Raw genomic sequence first — 17,715 nt, 5'->3', positions numbered from 1 at the left:
ACCTTGGGATGCGGCCCTATTTCATTCAGCTAACCTTCAGCCTTGATCAATGTCGTATTCCGGCCAAAGCCCTGTATCAAAACCCGCAAGCATGGGCTGGATATGTTCCGACACAGATCGCCATCCCCCAATGGATTTGGTTGAGATTTTGTTGCGAACCTGGTCGATACTGGCAGTCCGGACCTGTTTGGTATTCTCTTCCGGATGCATCATCGTCTCGGTCCATTCGAGGTCGCAGAAAGCGGCGACCTGCTTGCTATAGGTTTCGGGGTCCGCGACAAGCTTTTCATATGGAACGGTCAGGATCTTGTCGCCAAAAACAGCTTCCCAATGCGCCATATAGCGACGATACAGGTTGGCAGAATGGGCAATGGTCTCAAGATTCGAGGCATAGTTCATGCCCCCCGCAGGGAACCGGCGGATCCATTTCGAAAGACCGACATCGCGCGGATCACGCAGCATGTTTATTATCTTGGCGTTTGGGAATGCTGACAACAGGAAGCCGACCCGCTGAAAATTGTGGGGCATCTTGTCAACAAAAGCGGTTGAGCCATCGGGGATCGGCGGCATCAACTCTCGGAACTCTTTGGCATATTTCGCTGCGGCAGTGGAATCGAAGGTCTTGCGATGTTGTGCGTAGTCGCGCGAAAGATCGGCCCCAACCGTCAGTTCGCCGCAGCCAGCAATGTCTGGCGCTGAGCTCAGCATCATTTCCATGAGCGTTGTGCCAGAGCGCGGCTGGCCCAGAACGAAGATCGGAACCGGCTGATCGGTTTGTTCGGACCAAGGAACTCTTCCCCCTACAGGGAACAGGCCAGTGATACGTTCGAACTTCTGTTCTTCCGCCTCTAAATCATAGGGTTTGACATTGTGTTGGATGGCATTGGCACGTGCAAATTGCGGCAGTGCTGCGCCAAGGCTATCGGCTTTTTGGATCAGGTGGGCCTTGGCAAATTCCAGTTCCGACAGCTCGTGTACGCTTTCGGATATCGCTGCTTCTACCGCCTGCATCAGTTTCGGGGCGTCCTCTTTGCTGGACATTGTCGAAAGCTGAAGAAGGGTGGCAACATGGAAAGGTTCTTTGGCGTAGATGCCCTGCAGAATATTGGCGCATCCCTTTTTGTCGCCACTCTGGTGCAGATTTACGGCTTTTTGAAAGGCTATCTTTTCGTTGTCCGGTGCCAATTCATACGCCTTGGTTATATCGCGTGAGTTGTGCTCGATATAACCGATGCGGCCATAGGCGCGGGCACGAGTCGACAACAGGCTGACATTTTCAGGGTCGCTTTGAAGTTTTTTGGTCACGTGATCAATGATCAGGCGCCAATTCTGTCCTTTCAGCGTAATCTCATCAATGACCCGGTTCAGTTCCTTGCTGGCTGGGAATTTTTCGGCCTTGAGTTCGGCATATTCCAAGGCTTTGGCCATCTGGCCGGTTTGCATAAGAGCATTGGCGAGGTTTTCGACGAATTGCGGATCGTCAGGTTTCATCCGCGCGGCTTCGACAAAATGCGGGATCGACCTTTTATACTGTTTCATCTCGGTCAGAACAAAACCGGAAATGGCATGAAAATCCGAGTCGGTCGGAAACTTTTTTACGCCAAGTTGAGCCTTTTTCAGCGCAGCCTGGAATTTGCCTTCTTCCAGCGCTGCGACAGCTTTGACTTTTAAGGTTTTCGCCGTTTGATTTTGCATATGACCCCGTGAGAACCTGTGCCTGTAGAAAACGATTGTTGAAAGTTCATTACCTATGTGCGGACGGTTTGCAATAACCCTTCCAAATGATGCCATGGCCCAGTTGTTTTCTGCGCGCCCGGCCAATGCTCTGCCTGTTGTCCCGAATTTCAACGTTTGCCCGACATGTCAGGTGCATGTGGTCAGGGCAGGCGAAACCGGGCGTCAGTTGGATGCCTTGCGTTGGGGGTTTTTACCACACTGGTACAAGTCCAAAACTGCTGGGCCATTGTTGATCAATGCCCGCGCCGAAACGCTAGCTGAAAAACCGGCTTTCAGGGCGGCCTGCAGAGAACGCAGATGTCTGATCGTTGCCAGCGGGTTTTATGAATGGACCAAAACCGAGAGCGGAGACCGGCTGCCCTGGTATATTTTCAGAAAAGACGGGGCCCCGATTGCTTTTGGCGGGGTATGGCAAGATTGGGGACCCGAGGGCGACCAGAAGGGAACATGCGCTATCGTTACGACACCAGCGAACCGCAATCTGGGCAGAATTCATCACCGCATGCCCCTGATTGTTGAACCCGAAAACTGGCCGTTATGGTTGGGTGAAATGGGCAAAGGGGCTGCGCGGCTGCTGTCTCCGGGGCAGGAAGATCTTCTTGGCTTTCATCGTGTCGATCCGGGCGTCAATTCCAATCGGGCCAGTGGACCGACGCTTGTCGATCCCATCGCAGGTTGACACCGTGCCTTTCCATCCGGTTCGACGCGGGTTAGATCGTTGACATGGTTCTGAAAATCACCAGCCTTCAGCAGTTATACGCGCATGAGTTCGACACAACCATAGACGTGCGCAGCCCGGCTGAATTTGCCGAGGATCATTTGCCCGGGTCTATCAACCTGCCAGTTCTGGATAACGACGAACGGGCGCGCGTCGGGACGATTTATGTCCAGGAAAGCCCGTTTCTGGCCCGCAAGCTGGGGGCGGCTCTGGTTTTCAGGAATGCGGCCAACCACATTGAACATAGCCTGTCCCATCACGAAGGGGGGTGGAAACCCCTTGTATACTGCTGGCGCGGTGGGCAGAGATCTGGTTCGTTTACCTGGATGCTACAACAGATTGGCTGGAGGGCCGAGGTTGTCGAGGGCGGCTATCGGGCTTATCGCCGCTTGGTGAGCCGGTATCTGTATGACGATCCGTTGCCGTTTCAATTCGTCCTCCTGGATGGGTATACGGGCACAGCAAAGACCGAGCTGCTTACACACCTTCAGGAACGTGGTGTCCAGGTTCTGGATCTCGAAGGGCTTGCCAATCACCGGGGGTCGTTGCTGGGGGCAATGCCGGGCGGACAACCCAGTCAAAAGGCATTCGAATCCGCGCTGGCCGCAGAACTTTGTGGTTTTGACCCCACCCGTCCCGTCGTAGTCGAAGCGGAATCGTCCAAAATCGGCTCTTTGATCCTGCCGCCGAGGCTTTGGTCCGCCATGTGTGCGGCCGTGCGCATTCAGATTGATGCCCCGATAGAAGCGCGCGCGGAATATCTGGTCTCGGCATATGACGATGTCCTCAGCGATGCCGAGCGGTTGAAAGATCTCCTGTCGCCGCTGAGGTCTCACCGTGGGCATGAGGTGGTGGATGGGTGGTTTGCGCTGATTGATGGGGATAACAAGTTGGCCCTTACACGGTCACTTATGGAACAGCATTACGACCCGGCTTATGCCAAGTCGGCGCGCGTACACAGCGCCGAAATTGTAGCCTCGATCCAGGTGCCCTCGCTGGCAAGTACCGGTCTGAAAGAGGTCGCTGTGCGGGTCGAACAGGTCCTGGATCAGCTCTGAAGTTTTAAACCCGGCGTATCGTCGATCATGCCGATGATTGCTGCCGGATATCCAGCCGCATGTAGGTCTGCACACAGGCCTGGCGCGTCATCGGCTTGGACAGCGGCCAATAGCCCTCCGGCGGTTTGAGGGTCGAAAAGAAGATCAGCCTTAGGTCCGTTGGCGAGTTCAGGCGCAATGGCGCGGTTGTCTTCGAAGATCGTGGACCGAACACCGCTTGCGCTAAGCTCCACAGCCCCGGCCATCACGGGAACCGCATCCAGAGCAATTACCGCACCGCAGTCCGAGGCACCGCAAATACCTTGCAGATGCCCTGCCAGACCAAACCCGGTCACATCGGTCATCGCATGGGCACTGAACAGAATGCGCGCAGCTTCGCCTTGCGGCTGAACCATGTGGCGGAACGCCTCTGCGACCCAGATGCCATTGGCCAAACCGGCCATTTCGGCGGCCATGATCACGCCGCTGCCAATCGGCTTGGTCAGGATCAAAGCGTCGCCCTTGCGGGCCCCGGACAAGATGATCGGGTCGTTTTCGCACAGGCCGGTAAGAGTGAACCCGATGGTCATCTCATCCCCCATCGAACTGTGGCCTCCGACGATTTCGGCCCCGGTTGCGCGGATGACGTCACTAGCGGTGGCCATGATTTCTGACATGGTACGTTGTTGCAGTGCGGGTGACATCCGAGGCAGAATAATCGTCGCGGTGGCGGCCTGCGGTGCCGCACCCATCGCCCAGATATCACCTAATGCGTGAATGGCCGTGATCCGTGTCATCAAAACCGGATCATTGGTAAAGCTGCGCAAATGGTCCGAGGTCATCACCTGCCGCGCGCCGCCGGTGAGAAGCAAAGCCGCATCGTCACCTGAAAGCGGTATTACGTCTTGCCGATCGGGGAGCGGTAAATCAGACAGAACACTGCGCAAAGCGCGACGCCCAATCTTTGCGCCGCACCCACCGCACATGGGCTTTTCACCCAGGACTTCGGGCACGCCCAAAGCGTGGTCGCGGGGCAACTCCGCTGCTTTCATCTGGGGCAGATTCCGGAACTTATTCATGAAATTCTGGTCGATATGGTTCTTCCATTTCCACATCAACGGACCACTGAGCGAGGTTCCCAATCGCTCGGCCAATGCGGATTTCCCACCCAGCGATATCAGCTTGAGGTAATCTTTTTGCGGATGATAGGGGCGCATCTTTCCGGCACCCAGCGAGGCCCGAAGATTGTCGTAAAGAACCGGGGCTTCTCGGACGGCATAGACACCTGCTTTTGGTCTGGGGTTTTCTGACAGATGGGCACAATCGCCGGCTGCGAACACAAAAGGATTGCTGGACTGCAGCCGGCTATTCACCGTGATATAGCCATCGTGAAGATCCAGCCCGGACTGCGCCATCCAACCATAGGGTTTGGCCCCCGCCGCCCCCGTCACGAATTCAGCCGCAATCTGGCGCCCGTCCTCCAACCGGATGTGATCCGCATGAATTTCAACGATGGCGGCCTGTTCGATCACGTCGATGCCCAGCTCAGCCATCGCATTGCGAATGATCGAGGCCGCCTTTGCGCCAATCGCGGTCAGGGCCCGAGCATTGTCGATCAGGGTCAATCGGGCGCTGCGGTTTGCGGAACGCAAAGCGTGCGCCATCGCCATGATCAACTCGACCCCGGCAACACCACCGCCGATCACGGCGACCGAGGCGGCGCCTGCACCAGATTGGTACTCGGCCCACCTGGCGGCAAAAGACCCTAACGGTTTTGCGGGGACCGCATGGTCGGAAAATCCAGGTAGGGCCGGCATGTCGGATGTAATGCCAACATTAACCGAGGTTACATCATAGGCGACGGGCGGTCGGCCGGGCACATGTACCTCTTGCCGGTCAGGGTCTAACCCTTCGACGGCACCCAATATCACCCGTGCCCCCGCAAAGCGAGCCAGGCGCACCAGATCAATATCCAGGTCACCCCGGCGATAATGACCGGCAACGAAACCGGGCAGCATCCCTGAATAGGGGGCTGAAGGCGCGGGGTTGATGACCGTCAGGCGCGCGCCAGGCAGAGGGTTCATCCCCCATTTTCGCAACACCAGCGCGTGCGTATGACCGCCGCCGATAAGAACCAGATCGCGGGTCAGGGGTAACGGAGGTCTATGCATAGGTATCAGGTGTTTCTGTGATCAGGAACGTCTTCGACTTGTTCGACCGCATGTGTGGCCCAGATTTTGTCCTCACCCGCGTCGGGCAGATCCTGGGGCTTTTCATGGCGGTGAATATGCCATTTGGCAATAAACAGGGCCGTGATCGGAGCAGTCAGGAACAGAAACAGCGTGATCAGCAGCTCGTGCAGAGACAGGTGATGTTCGATCAATACGGAATGGATGATTGAGGCGATCAGAACGCCACCCACCCCAAGCGTTGTCGCTTTGGTGGGGGCATGGAGCCTGGACATCGGGTCCTTTAGCTTGATCATTCCGTACGATCCGACAAAACCAAATATGCCTGAAACAACCAGGAAGAAGGCGACCAGAAACTCAAAAATTACCGACATGTCGCCCTCACTCGATGATATTGCCGCGCAGCATAAAGCGCGCGTAGGCAACGGTTGAGACAAAGCCGAGCATTGCGATGATCATGGCGGCCTCGAAGAAAATCTCGGTCCCCAGAAATAGCCCGTAAAGCACCATAAGGGCGATTGTGTTGATCACCATCGTGTCCAGCGCCAGAACCCGGGTGCCCACTCCATCGGCAGTAATGATCCGCCACAGGCACATCATGATGGCTGCGCCGAAACAGGCAAAGGCAAAGTAGATTGCTAGCTCGATCATTCGAAAATCTCCTTTAGCCTGCGCTCGTATCGTTGCTTGATCTGATCCCGTACTTCGTCCGGGTTTGGCGCATCGAGGCAGTGTACCAGTAAGTTGTGACCCTGCGCTGACAGATCGCAACTGACGGTGCCGGGGGTCATGGTGATTGTCCCGGCCAGAACCGTAATCGCTTCGGGTGTGCGCAGTTCCAGCGGAATGCAGACCCAGTTCGGTTCACGGTCGGAATCCCGTTTGAACAGGATGATCCTGGCAACTGTCATATTGGCGACAACAATGTCCCATAGAACCACCAATATGTATTCGGTGATCATCGGCCAATTCCGAAGAACGGGCCGGTCTGGCCAATACGGCTGTGTGACGAAGGGGATGATAATCCCCAGCACAAGGCCAAACACCAGTGAATTCAGCGATGGTGTGTTTGCCAGCAAAATCCACACGACCGTCAGCAGGAAAGTCAGATGCGGGTGCGGGAATATCCGGTGAAGCAGTTTTTTCATTCTTCCACTCCCAACACGGCCGAGATGTAGTTCTCGGGTGCAAACAACTGTTCCGCTGTGCTGGTAGCGTAGTTCATTGCAGGCCCGGCAAACAATGTCAGCATGACCAGACCGATGATCAAAGCAAACACCGACGTAAAGGCCAACCCGGGCGAAGGTTCCGGGGCTGCCTGAAAGGCGGTCTCGCCGTCAGTTGTATCGGCTTGGTCGGTGGTCAAGCTGGCGTCATGGCTTTTCCAAAAGATCAAAGTTCCGGCGCGGGCCAGTCCTACTATAGTTACAAATGAGCCGATCAATACCACAGCCCAGACCGTATTTGCGTCTGGTGCATCTCGCGCGGCGTCCAGGACCAGCAGTTTGCCGATGAACCCAGACAGGGGCGGCATCCCGGCCAAAGCAATCGCACCAATAAAGAACAGTGCGGAAATCAGTCCGGTCTGTGCCATAGGGTGCTTTGGGGCAATTGCGCCTCCGCGCCGCTCGATCACCAGATCAGCAATCAGGAACAACAGCGCCGTCGCCAGTGTCGAATGATAAATATAGAACAAAGCGGCAGCAGTGGCCGTTTCGGTGAACAGGGAAATTGCGATCAGCAGGGTACCCATTGACGCGATGGCGCAAAAAGCCACAAGGCGCGCGATGTGTCGTGAGCCCAATATGCCGATTGTACCAACTGCCAAAGTTACCAAAGCGGCAGGTTGCAGCCAGTTGATCACAAGATCATGCGCAACCAAAACCTCGGGGCCAAAGCCAAGCGTGTACATGCGCAAGATCGAGTACGCCCCGACCTTTGTCATGATCGCAAACAGCGCGGCAACTGGCATAGGAGCATTCGCATAGCTGGCCGGTAGCCAGAAATGCAGCGGCAGAACTGCAGCCTTAATGCAGAATACCAGCAGCAACAGGGCAGCACCCACTCTTATCAGAGCGGTGTCTTCGAGCGGAAGCTCGGCAATCCGTAAAGCCATATCCGCCATGTTCAGCGTGCCGGTCACTGAATAGAGCGTGCCAAGGGCAAACAAAAACAGCGTTGAGCCCAAAAGGTTGTAGGCGACATATTGCACGCCTGCCTTGAGCCGAACGGCTCCACCGCCGTGCGTCATCAAACCGTAGGACGCGATCAGCAATACCTCGAAGAACACGAACAGGTTAAAGGCGTCACCTGTCAGAAAGGCACCGCATACGCCCATAAGCTGAAAGTGGAATAAGGGATGAAAGTGCTTGCCGCGTGCATCCCATCCGGAGGCAATCGAATAAAGCACTATCGGAAGGGCTAAAAGCGCGGTCAGCAAGACCATCATGGCAGATAACCGATCCAGCACCAGCACGATTCCAAAGGGCGCTGGCCAGTTGCCCAACTCATAGACCAGAATGTCTCCACCTGCGGCCTGTGCGGTGATTGTCAGGGCGATGCCAAGCAGTGCCACGACACCGGCGACCGAGAATATGCGCTGCAAATCAAGGTGGTATCGTAGGACCATGATGATGAACGGAGCCAGAATCGCGGGCAGGACGACTGGCGCAACGATCCAATGGTTCATGCGTCTTCTCCCGGCGCGTCCGTATTGTCATGAGCGGCCATGTCGATGTGGTCATCCTTGGCCGACAGGTAAGCCGAAAGCGAGATCATCACGATCACCGCAGTCATCCCGAATGAAATCACGATGGCGGTCAGCACCAGGGCCTGCGGCAAGGGATCGGTATAGGCGACCTCTTCATATTTGTTCAGAACCGGCGGCGCGTCCAAAGCCAGCCGCCCGGTGGCAAACAAAAAGACGTTCACCGCATAGGTCAGTAGAGACAGTCCCAGAATGACTGGAAAAGTCCGGCGACGCAGGATCAGGAAAATCCCGGCGGCGGTCATCACGCCAACCGCAGAGGCTACGAGCGCTTCCATCAGACCTGCTCCTTTTCTTCTTGTTCTTCTTCGGGCGGATCGTCCCGCAGCGGGTTGATATCCATTGGGAATTCCTGCGCCATGCCGGGCTGCCAGGCCAAGCGGGACAGGCTATCCAGTGCCAGCATCACCGCGCCCAAAACCGCAAGGAACACGCCGGTATCGAACAGCATGGCGGTTGCCCATTCGAACTCTTCCAGCGGCGGCCAGTTCAGATATCCGAAATCGCTGGTCAGGAAGGGACGTTCATTGAACCATGCGCCAATTCCAGTTGCTGCGGCGATCAGAACGCCCCAGCCGATTGTGCCGTGATAATAGAACCGTTGCCGTTCGATGGCCCAGGTATAGCCGCTGGCCATATATTGCATCAGATAGGCGATGGCGACGACCAGACCGGCGATGAACCCTCCTCCTGGTTGGTTATGGCCGCGGAAAAAGATATAGGCCCCGACCATCAGCGCGATCGGCATCATCACTCTTGTCGCCACGACCATCATCAACGGATGAGAGTCACCCGATTGCGGCCAGTGCGGTTTACGGTTCAGCAAATACCCCCGGACATTGGTTTCCAGAACCGCCTCGGTCAGGGCAAAGATGATCAGGGCGGCAATGCCCAGAACGATGATTTCGCCGAAAGTATCAAAGCCACGGAAATCCACCAGGATCACGTTGACCACATTGGTGCCTCCGCCGCCCTTATACGAATTGGCCAGATGGAATTCGGAAATGCTGGGAAAGCCGAAATCCCGCAGCATCAGCGCATAGATCAATGCACCTGATCCGATGCCTGCCACGACCGAGATCGCGGCATCCCGCCAGCGCCGTGCCGCGCTGCTGTCCCAGGGGGTGTCCGTGGGCAGGAAGTTCAGCGACAGCAACAGCAGGATCATCGTCACTACCTCGACAGAAATCTGTGTCAGGGCAAGGTCGGGTGCGGACAGATAGTTGAAGGCCATCGAGACGATCAGGCCCACGACCCCGATCAGCACCAAGGACAACAGCCGGTTGCGGTGGAACCACATGATGGCCAGCGTCGCGGCGATCAGGCAGATCCAGCCAATGAACGGAATGATCTGAACGGGTAGGGGCGTGCGTGTTTCAACGCCAATAGATCCGGTTGCGAATGCGTAATATCCCAGCCCAACCGTAAAGACGATCAGGATGGCGGCATACCGGCTGAGGACCCCGTTATGCAGAGTATCTGTGACCCAGCGGCTGGTCGTCGTAAGCGCAGCGATCACTGCGTCAAAAATAGTTTTCGCCTCGGGTCTGGGCAGCGCATTCCAGATAAACTCACCGCGCCGATGCTGTGTCAGCAAGGCCAGGCCACCCAGTGTCGCGAACGCGGACATATACAGGGCAGGCGTAAACCCGTGCCAGAGTTTCAGCGAATAATAGGGCAGCTTCTCGCCCCCGATTACCGCACTTGAAACAACTGCCACCAGCGGACCTACGATGGCGTTGGAATAAAGACCGATCAGGACGACAAGCACGACCAGGAAAGCGGGTGCAAGCCAAAGCCCGGCCGGTGGGTCATGTGGATGGGTTGGGTAATCGTCGCGTACTGGACCAAGGAACACGTGACCAACAAAGCGGAACGAATAGGCTGCAGAGAACAAGGCCGCCAGCAGCGCCAGTCCGGGCACAAGATAATGCGAATGCAGCCAGGTTGTGTGGACCGTTTCCTCCAGCATCATCTCCTTGGACAGAAACCCGTTCAGCGGAGGTAGACCGGCCATGGAAAGTGCGGCAATCGTCCCGATGGTGAAGGTGATGGGCATCAAATGGCGCAATCCGCCCAGTCGCTTGATGTCGCGGGTCCCGGCCTCGTGATCCACGATCCCGGCGGTCATGAACAGGGCTGCTTTGAACGTCGCATGGTTGATGATGTGGAAGATGGCAGCAACAGCGGCGATCTTGGTTCCAAACCCCAGCAGCATGGTTATCAGACCCAGATGCGACACGGTCGAAAACGCCAGCAGCGCCTTGAGATCATCTTTGAACAGGGCGATGCAGGCCCCGATCAGCATGGTTACCAGGCCGGTTGTGGCCACAATGTAGAACCACGCATCAGTACCCGCCAGAACGGGCCACATGCGGGCCATCAGGAACAACCCTGCCTTTACCATCGTGGCCGAGTGCAGATAGGCCGATACTGGCGTAGGGGCGGCCATCGCGTGTGGCAGCCAGAAATGGAAGGGGAACTGTGCCGATTTGGTGAAACACCCCAGCAAAATCAGGATCAGCGCTGGCATGTAATAGGGTGAAGACTGGATCAGCTCTTTGTTCTGGAGAATGATGCTTAGGTCATAAGAGCCAACGATATTGCCCAGGATTAGCATCCCCGCAATCATCGCCAAGCCGCCAGAGCCGGTCACAGCCAGCGCCATACGTGCGCCCTGTCGTCCCTCGGGGAGGTGTTTCCAATATCCGATCAAAAGGAATGAACTAAGCGAGGTAAGTTCCCAGAATATCAGCAAAAGCAGGATATTGTCCGACAGAACAATTCCCACCATCGCGCCCTGAAACAGCAGCAAATAGGTGTAAAACTGCCCCATCGGGTCTTCGCGCGAGAGATAGAACCGGGCGTAGAGGATGATCAGCAAACCGATGCCAAGGATCAGCAGCGCGAACAGAAACCCAAGGCCGTCCAACATGAAATTGGCGTTTAGGCCCAGTGCCGGAATCCAGTCGAACCGGGCGGTAACGACCTCGCCGCGCATCACGGTTGGGATGTGAATCAACAGCCCCATCAGCGCCAGAAAAGTGGTCAACCCAGCGGCCGAGGCTGCTGCGTTTCGTCCAGCCCGGATCAAAAGGGCTGGGAATACAGCTCCGAGGAAGGGAAGGGCCGCGATGAGGAATAGGGACAACTGCGATACTCCGGTCTGGGCGGTCAAAAGTGCTATTGATTTTGTAAGGATAATTCGCGGAGTGTCCAGCGATTGCAAGCCATTCTGCCTGTTCAGGGGCCCCAAGGCAGAGGATGGTACAGGTAAAGCGGCGATGACACGAACTTGAACAGGCAGGTTAATTTCGACACGGATCTGGATAAGCTGCTGTGATACATAGGACCGCATCGGATCAGGAGGGATTACAGTGGCTGCTGGGGCAAACCGGACACGGCGAAAGGTTCTGCTGTTTGGTGCGGCTGCTGTTCTGGGCGGTTTTGCAATCCGTGAATACCGCCTGATCCCGCAGAGCTATGCGGGCGGTCGGATCAGTGTCGGGGATGCGCATCAGCAAGCTAGGCTGGGAGATATATTTTTGGTGGACATCCGTACCCCACGCGAATGGGATGCCTCGGGCGTGGGCGAAGGCGCGCATCCCCTAGACATGCGTCGCGATGATTTTGATGAGGCGCTGCTGCAGATTGTCGGCGGAAACCACGATGCCCCAATCGCCCTGATCTGCGCGCGCGGTGTGCGCTCGGCCCGGCTGAGCAACCGGCTGTCCGAGGCGGGGTTCGCAAATATCATCGACGTGCCCGAGGGTATGTTAGGCTCAGCAGCAGGGCCAGGCTGGGTTCGCGCAGGCCTGCCGGTTCAACACTATGATGGGAAAGCGGAATGATCCGAAGCTTGTTTCTGTCGGTCGGGATGGCCGTGATCTGTAAGGCAGGAATGGCCGCCTGTGTCGATCAGGAAGACATGTGCGAAACGCCGTCGGGTGGGTACCATATCGAACTTCCTGAAACCAAAAACCCACCGCTGGTGGTGTTTCTGCACGGTTATGGCGGGACTGCGACCGGAACGCTGAAGAACCGCAGCTTGGTCGATCCTCTGCTTGCTCGCGGATATGCGGTTATGGCACCGGAGGGGTCCGAGCGTAACGGCCGCCAAAGCTGGAATTTCTTCCCGGGTTGGGAAGGGCGTGACGAAACGGCTTTTCTGCGCGAGGTGGTTCAGGATGCGTCGGACCGGTTCGGGGTCGATGATGACCGCGTCGTGTTGGGCGGGTTTTCTGCGGGGGCCTTCATGGTCTACTACCTCGCCTGCGCGGCGCCGGATACGTTTTCGGCCTATGCTCCGGTTTCAGGCGGGTTTTGGCGACCGCATCCCGAGGCCTGCGATGGCCCGGTGCGCATGTTTCACACCCATGGCTGGATCGACAATGTAGTCCCACTGGAAGGGCGCCTTTTGGGCGGTGGTCGATTCCATCAGGGCGATATCTTTGCCGGTCTGGAAATTTGGCGGGTCGCAAACGAATGCGCCGATACCAAACCCAGCGGATTTTCCACGACCGGGCAATTCATGCGCCGCAGATGGACCGGATGCGCCGATGGCGCGATGTTGGAATTCGCACTTTTCCCCGGTGGTCACAACGTGCCGCAGGGATGGTCGGATATGATGGTAGAGTGGTACGAGGGCCTGCCGGGTGGTTGATCACTCGGCAGGAGTCATGACGGTTTTGCCTTCGACCAGGCGCTTCAATTCATCCCTGTGGAGACGGGCGGACCGGGTGATTGCCGGTTCCTGAACATCTTCTTTCATTCCGACCATGCGCCGCGCCGGTGAGGTTGAAACGCCGCTGAGTGCGGAAAGCGGGATGGCAAAGGCCAGGCTTATGGCAATCGGAGCCAGCCAGATTGACACCAGACCCGATAGGATGCCGGCGCCCAAGGCTATACCGCTGATAGTTTCCAGCGTGTGACATAAGATCAGCGTCCGCAGGCCATAGCTGCCACCATCCCGCGCCTGGGGAGACCAGCCTTTTTGAATACCAAGAATTGTCCGGAAGACGGCGATCATCTGTTGCACCATAAGGATCGGCGCATAGAGGATCGACAGGATGACTTCCGAGATGAATGAGGTCATGAATTTACCTGCGCCACCGAAATCCGCATAGCGCACACCGCTAAGAGGCAGGGCAAGCACGCCAAGTACCTTGGGGGCCAGCAACATGGCATACATGACCAGAATGATCAGCACGTGGCGGGTTTCCGACATCTCGGGCCATTGCGGGAACAGCGGATTGTCGGGGCTGAAATAGTGCAGGACCGAGGCATCCTCGCCCTGACCGATCAGCGCCCACATCACCAGCAAGGCAAACCACAGAGGCGACATCAGATATCCGACTGCTCCATGGAACATGTGGAACCGCGACACAGCGCGGAATCCGGTTGAGCCCAGCAACTTCAGGTGTTGCAAATTTCCCTGACACCAGCGCCGGTCACGCAACGCGTGGTCGATCAGCGTTGGTGGGGTTTCTTCATAGGATCCACGGATGCGCGGTAGGAACCGCACGCCCCATCCGGCGCGACGCATGAGGCCGGCCTCGACGAAATCGTGGCTCATGATTAGTTTTTCCTGACCATTCATTGCGCGCAGTCTTGGCAGCCCCGCGCAGTTGGCAAAAGCCTTGGTGCGGATGATCGCGTTATGGCCCCAATAGTTTCCTTCCTGGCCACACCAACGGGCCAGACCTTCGGCGAAGGCGATACCATAAACACCATTGGCAAATTGCTGCATCCGGGCAAAAACCGACTGAGCGCCAATTAACTGAGGGTAACTCTGGATCAGGCCCGCACCGGGGTCGCGCGCCAGAGAATCCGTCAGGCGCAGGATGGCGCGGCCGGTCATCAGGCTGTCGGCATCCAGCACGAGCATCGCATCCCAATCCGCACCCCAACGGCTGACCCAATCGGCGATATTGCCGACCTTGCGGTCTGTGTTCTGTTCGCGGCGGCGGTAGTACAGTTCCAGCCCGGGGGCGAGGGTGGTGCGCAACGCTTCGACACTTGCCTGCTCTTGCGCCGCGATCTCGGGGTCGCGGGTGTCAGAGAGGATGAACATCGCATAATGGTGCTGACCATCCCGCGCGCGCAGGTCTTCCAGCATCGTGCGGGCGTTGCCCAGCACGTTCCAGGGTACTTCATTATAGACCGGCATAAGAAGCGCGACGCGCAGCGCCTGTGGGCGGCCCTGACGTTTGGGCTGTTCCTGCCGCGACAGAGAAATCATACCCAACAACACGGTGCAGACCGTGAAAGAGATCCAGAAAAAGTTGAATGAGATCAGAGCCAACAGAATCGCTTCGATCAGATTGATCCCTTCGGCTCCGAACCAGTCGGTCATGACCCAAAGCATGCCCAGCGTAGCCGCCATCGCAGGCGAGAACGCCAGCGCACGCCAGAATCCTGCAGATGCCTGCCTACTGCCGGGCGCCTGAGCGTCACGGAACCCTGCGCTGAAATTCTGCTCCGGCATCGCCAGGGGTGCCTCAGGCGGCATGATATGCAGATCGTTGCTCATGATGTCCAACGATACAGCCAGACTTCGGAGGCAGGCAGCTTGTCTTTCAGCAACTGTGCGCGCAGTTCCACATGGTTCCGGTCTCCCGGCTCGAAGGAAAAGGCCAACCGCAGGCCGCCAGTATCGGGGTTGCGCTGCAGGACGCCTTCCGAGGTCTCTGCATGGGGCGAGTCCACAAAGATCGTCATCGCCTCAGGTTCGTCGAATAGCTCGCTGGCCTCAAAGTCAATCACTGCCAGACGGCCGTGACCAAATGTGTTGTCACCCATCGCAGTGTTGATCACGCGTGGCATCGGGGTGCGCTCTGGTTCCTCACCCCAGATCAGGTGGTAGGACAGGTCCACCTGGCTTCCGGCCGCATAGGGCTCCATCGGGCGCCAATAGGCGACGATATTGTCGTAGATTTCCTGATCGGCCGGAATTTCGACCAGAGTGACCGCGCCTTTGCCCCAATCGCCAGTTGGCTCGACCCAGAGGCCGGGGCGTTTGTGGTAACTCGCTTCAAGATCGGCATAATCCGCGAACGCCCGTTTGCGCTGCATCAGGCCAAACCCGCGCGGGTTCATGTCGACAAAGGACGAGAACTGCAGGCGGGTCGGGTTTGCCAGAGGCCGCCACAGGACCTCGCCAGCGCCGTTGCGGATCAGCAGCCCGTCGCTGTCATGCACAGCAGGGCGGAAATCGTCGAAACGGCTGTGATTGGTCTGATCGAACAGGAACATCGACGTGCCGGGTGCAATGCCGACATGGGTCAGTTCCGTACGCGGGAACAGAGTGGCCTCGACCTCCATCACGCAATCCGCGCCTGCCGTGACATTGAACCGATAGGCCCCTGTCACGCTGGGGCTGTCCATCAGGGCATGAACGACCATGTTGCGCTGACCGGGCTTGGGACGTTCCAGCCAGAAACGAATGAATTCGGGAAATTCTTCGCCATCCGGATCGCCGGTTTTCAGCGCCAACCCCCGGGCCGACAGGCCGTAGACCTCGTGCAAGCCGATGGCGCGGAAATAGCTGGCGCCTTGAAAGACGCAGAACTCATCCGTTTTGCCAGGGCGATGCATTTCAGTCCGCAGGCGCAGGCCCGAAAAACCCAGCGTGTCGTCGACGGGCAACTGAGGAACCTCGGTCGACTTGTCAAACATCGACAGATCGAAGGCTACGGGTTTGGCCATGCCGTCTTCCACAGTCGACACCTGAACCGTGCGGGGGAAATAAAGCCCAGGGGTGAAGAAATCGACGTTGAACGGCGTCTCGGTCTCGTACCACATCGCGCGATCCAGGCGGAACCGGATCGAGCGGTATTGCTCATAGGTCAGGTCCTGCCATTCCTGCGGGACCATCTCGCGCTCAGCAAAGGGCTTTGCGGCCAACTCGCGGGCCAGCGAGATCACGTCACTGCGGTCAAACGGGACCTCTCCGCCCACGGCAAAGGTGGCCGGGGCGAAGGCAAGCGCCGAAGTCGTGGCCAGAAATGCGCGACGTGTGAATTTCATTTCTTTGATTTCCAGGGTTGTGACTTAAACCACGCGGCCAAATAGGCCACGCTGATGATCATGGCAAAGCCAATCATATTAGCGACAAAGACAGTGGCAAAATCCCGCCCAAACAAATCGAGCCCAACGCCGATAAGTCGTGCTGCTGCCATGGAAAATACGAATACGGCAAGTGATTGCTGACCCACTTTGGTGACCAGGGTCAGCACGATTTGCCAAGCTTTGGCGCCAGCGCTCTGACCGGTTGCGATCAGGCGGTGTCCATGCTCGCCAGCAGCGACCCAGCCCAGATAGGCCAGCGACAGGAAATGCAAGTAGCGAAACAGACCGAAATCGGTCTTGTCGCGGAATTCCTTCGTGATGGGCCAGACTTTGCGGATTTCATCGGCCAAGTCCGGGGCTGCGGCATTCACCCATGTGAACACTTTCCACGACCCGAAAGGCATTGAAAAGATCAGGAACAGCGCCGCTGCCCAGATCAACGTTTTTGACACCGGAGGGGCCGGGATCCAGCCGCGCATGAATGCAAAGCCTGTAAAGAACAGCAACTGCCAGCCAAAAGGGTTAAAGAACCACTGACGATCCGACCAGGGCTCGGCCGGCAGGTCCAGAATGTCGGTCTGCGCCACGAGCCAGATAGCAACGGATGTGGCTGCAACTGCCCAAAATCCGATGCGGGACAGGCCCATGAACAGCGGCATCATTGCAAGAACCACCAGATACATGGGTAGAATGTCGAAATAATTCGGCACGTAGGTCAGGGTGAACAGGCCGACGATCTGCGGCGCAGGATCATTGAAGAAATGCTGCAGGTTCAGGGACGAGATGTAGTTCTTCTCAAACAGGCCTGTTTGATTCAGCGCAGCCATCGTCATCGCGACAAAGAAGAACAGGCCGATATGCGCCCAGTAAACCTGCCAGATCCGGTATGATACCCGCGCAGTGCCCATCCACCAGCCCTTGCGCAGGAACGCGCCGCCAAAGGCGATGGCCGAGGCCATGCCCGAACAAAAAACAAAAATCTCGGTTGCATCCGAAAAACCAAACCGGGCAGGGATCCACTTGGCCCAGGGGTCGTTGGGAATATGCGCAATCAGGATGATGAACATCGCAATTCCGCGATAGAAATCCAGACGCGGGTCGCGCGTACTAACAGGGGCGGCCGAGGTGGCTGCCACAGGTGCAAAATCAGAAGCGGGCGATAGAGTCGCCATACGAGTTCTGTCCTTCTTCAGTCTT

The 17,715-nt window shown here is 57.2% G+C and carries 15 protein-coding genes; 4 read left to right on the top strand and 11 right to left on the bottom strand.

Annotated features, from left to right (window positions below; translation table 11 throughout):
• Nucleotides 1-36: 36 nt before the first annotated feature.
• Entirely contained in the window at nt 37-1,695 is a 1,659-nt protein-coding gene (locus AC2FH6_RS05015; protein WP_496701468.1) for a tetratricopeptide repeat-containing sulfotransferase family protein, read from the bottom strand.
• A 55-nt stretch (nt 1,696-1,750) separates the two neighbouring features.
• Between AC2FH6_RS05015 and AC2FH6_RS05010 the strand changes: the two genes are divergently transcribed.
• Nucleotides 1,751-2,416, top strand: a complete 666-nt coding sequence (locus tag AC2FH6_RS05010; protein ID WP_496701467.1) for an SOS response-associated peptidase — start codon at nt 1,751-1,753, stop codon at nt 2,414-2,416.
• 44 nt (nt 2,417-2,460) lie between these two features.
• Complete coding sequence (mnmH, locus tag AC2FH6_RS05005) at nt 2,461-3,513, top strand: tRNA 2-selenouridine(34) synthase MnmH (protein WP_496701466.1); 1,053 nt, start codon at nt 2,461-2,463, stop codon at nt 3,511-3,513.
• Here mnmH and selD read toward each other — a convergent pair.
• From selD to AC2FH6_RS04970, 7 genes are read right to left on the bottom strand one after another with little or no spacing between them, the layout of a single operon-like run.
• Complete coding sequence (selD, locus tag AC2FH6_RS05000; protein ID WP_496701465.1) at nt 3,504-5,663, bottom strand: selenide, water dikinase SelD; 2,160 nt, start codon at nt 5,661-5,663, stop codon at nt 3,504-3,506. The genes mnmH and selD overlap by 10 nt on opposite strands.
• 5 nt (nt 5,664-5,668) lie before the next feature.
• The gene (locus tag AC2FH6_RS04995; RefSeq protein ID WP_142632844.1) at nt 5,669-6,055 is read right to left on the bottom strand and encodes a Na+/H+ antiporter subunit G; all 387 of its coding nucleotides are present in this window, start codon (nt 6,053-6,055) and stop codon (nt 5,669-5,671) included.
• Between the two features lie 7 nt (nt 6,056-6,062).
• Entirely contained in the window at nt 6,063-6,332 is a 270-nt protein-coding gene (locus AC2FH6_RS04990) for a K+/H+ antiporter subunit F (RefSeq protein WP_142632846.1), read from the bottom strand.
• Entirely contained in the window at nt 6,329-6,829 is a 501-nt protein-coding gene (locus AC2FH6_RS04985) for a Na+/H+ antiporter subunit E (RefSeq protein WP_496692434.1), read from the bottom strand. Before AC2FH6_RS04985 ends, AC2FH6_RS04990 begins: the two co-directional genes overlap by 4 nt.
• Complete coding sequence (locus tag AC2FH6_RS04980; RefSeq protein ID WP_496701464.1) at nt 6,826-8,370, bottom strand: monovalent cation/H+ antiporter subunit D; 1,545 nt, start codon at nt 8,368-8,370, stop codon at nt 6,826-6,828. Before AC2FH6_RS04980 ends, AC2FH6_RS04985 begins: the two co-directional genes overlap by 4 nt.
• Nucleotides 8,367-8,726 (bottom strand): Na+/H+ antiporter subunit C, encoded by a 360-nt coding sequence (locus AC2FH6_RS04975; protein WP_142632852.1) that lies wholly within the window; start codon nt 8,724-8,726, stop codon nt 8,367-8,369. The genes AC2FH6_RS04980 and AC2FH6_RS04975 overlap by 4 nt, the downstream gene beginning before the upstream one ends.
• The gene (locus AC2FH6_RS04970) at nt 8,726-11,599 is read right to left on the bottom strand and encodes a monovalent cation/H+ antiporter subunit A (protein ID WP_496701462.1); all 2,874 of its coding nucleotides are present in this window, start codon (nt 11,597-11,599) and stop codon (nt 8,726-8,728) included. The genes AC2FH6_RS04975 and AC2FH6_RS04970 overlap by 1 nt, the downstream gene beginning before the upstream one ends.
• 226 nt (nt 11,600-11,825) lie before the next feature.
• On the opposite strand from AC2FH6_RS04970, the gene AC2FH6_RS04965 reads away from it, so the two are divergent.
• Nucleotides 11,826-12,299, top strand: a complete 474-nt coding sequence (locus AC2FH6_RS04965; RefSeq protein ID WP_496701460.1) for a rhodanese-like domain-containing protein — start codon at nt 11,826-11,828, stop codon at nt 12,297-12,299.
• Entirely contained in the window at nt 12,296-13,111 is an 816-nt protein-coding gene (locus AC2FH6_RS04960; RefSeq protein ID WP_496701458.1) for a CE1 family esterase, read from the top strand. Before AC2FH6_RS04965 ends, AC2FH6_RS04960 begins: the two co-directional genes overlap by 4 nt.
• Here AC2FH6_RS04960 and mdoH read toward each other — a convergent pair whose 3' ends face one another.
• The 3 genes from mdoH to AC2FH6_RS04945 are packed head-to-tail and all read right to left on the bottom strand — an operon-like array spanning nt 13,112 to nt 17,690.
• Nucleotides 13,112-14,980 carry a glucans biosynthesis glucosyltransferase MdoH gene (mdoH, locus tag AC2FH6_RS04955; RefSeq protein WP_281994373.1) on the bottom strand — a complete coding sequence of 623 codons (1,869 nt, stop codon included), beginning with the start codon at nt 14,978-14,980 and terminating at the stop codon, nt 13,112-13,114.
• Nucleotides 14,977-16,476: an OpgD/OpgG family glucan biosynthesis protein gene (locus AC2FH6_RS04950; RefSeq protein WP_496701456.1), complete on the bottom strand. Its 1,500-nt coding sequence runs from the start codon at nt 16,474-16,476 to the stop codon at nt 14,977-14,979. Before AC2FH6_RS04950 ends, mdoH begins: the two co-directional genes overlap by 4 nt.
• Nucleotides 16,473-17,690, bottom strand: a complete 1,218-nt coding sequence (locus AC2FH6_RS04945) for an OpgC family protein (RefSeq protein ID WP_496701454.1) — start codon at nt 17,688-17,690, stop codon at nt 16,473-16,475. Before AC2FH6_RS04945 ends, AC2FH6_RS04950 begins: the two co-directional genes overlap by 4 nt.
• Between the last annotated feature and the right edge of the window lie 25 nt (nt 17,691-17,715).

The organism is Ruegeria sp. CDSC045 (assembly GCF_059610725.1).
This window is presented reverse-complemented; position numbering and strand designations above follow the sequence as displayed.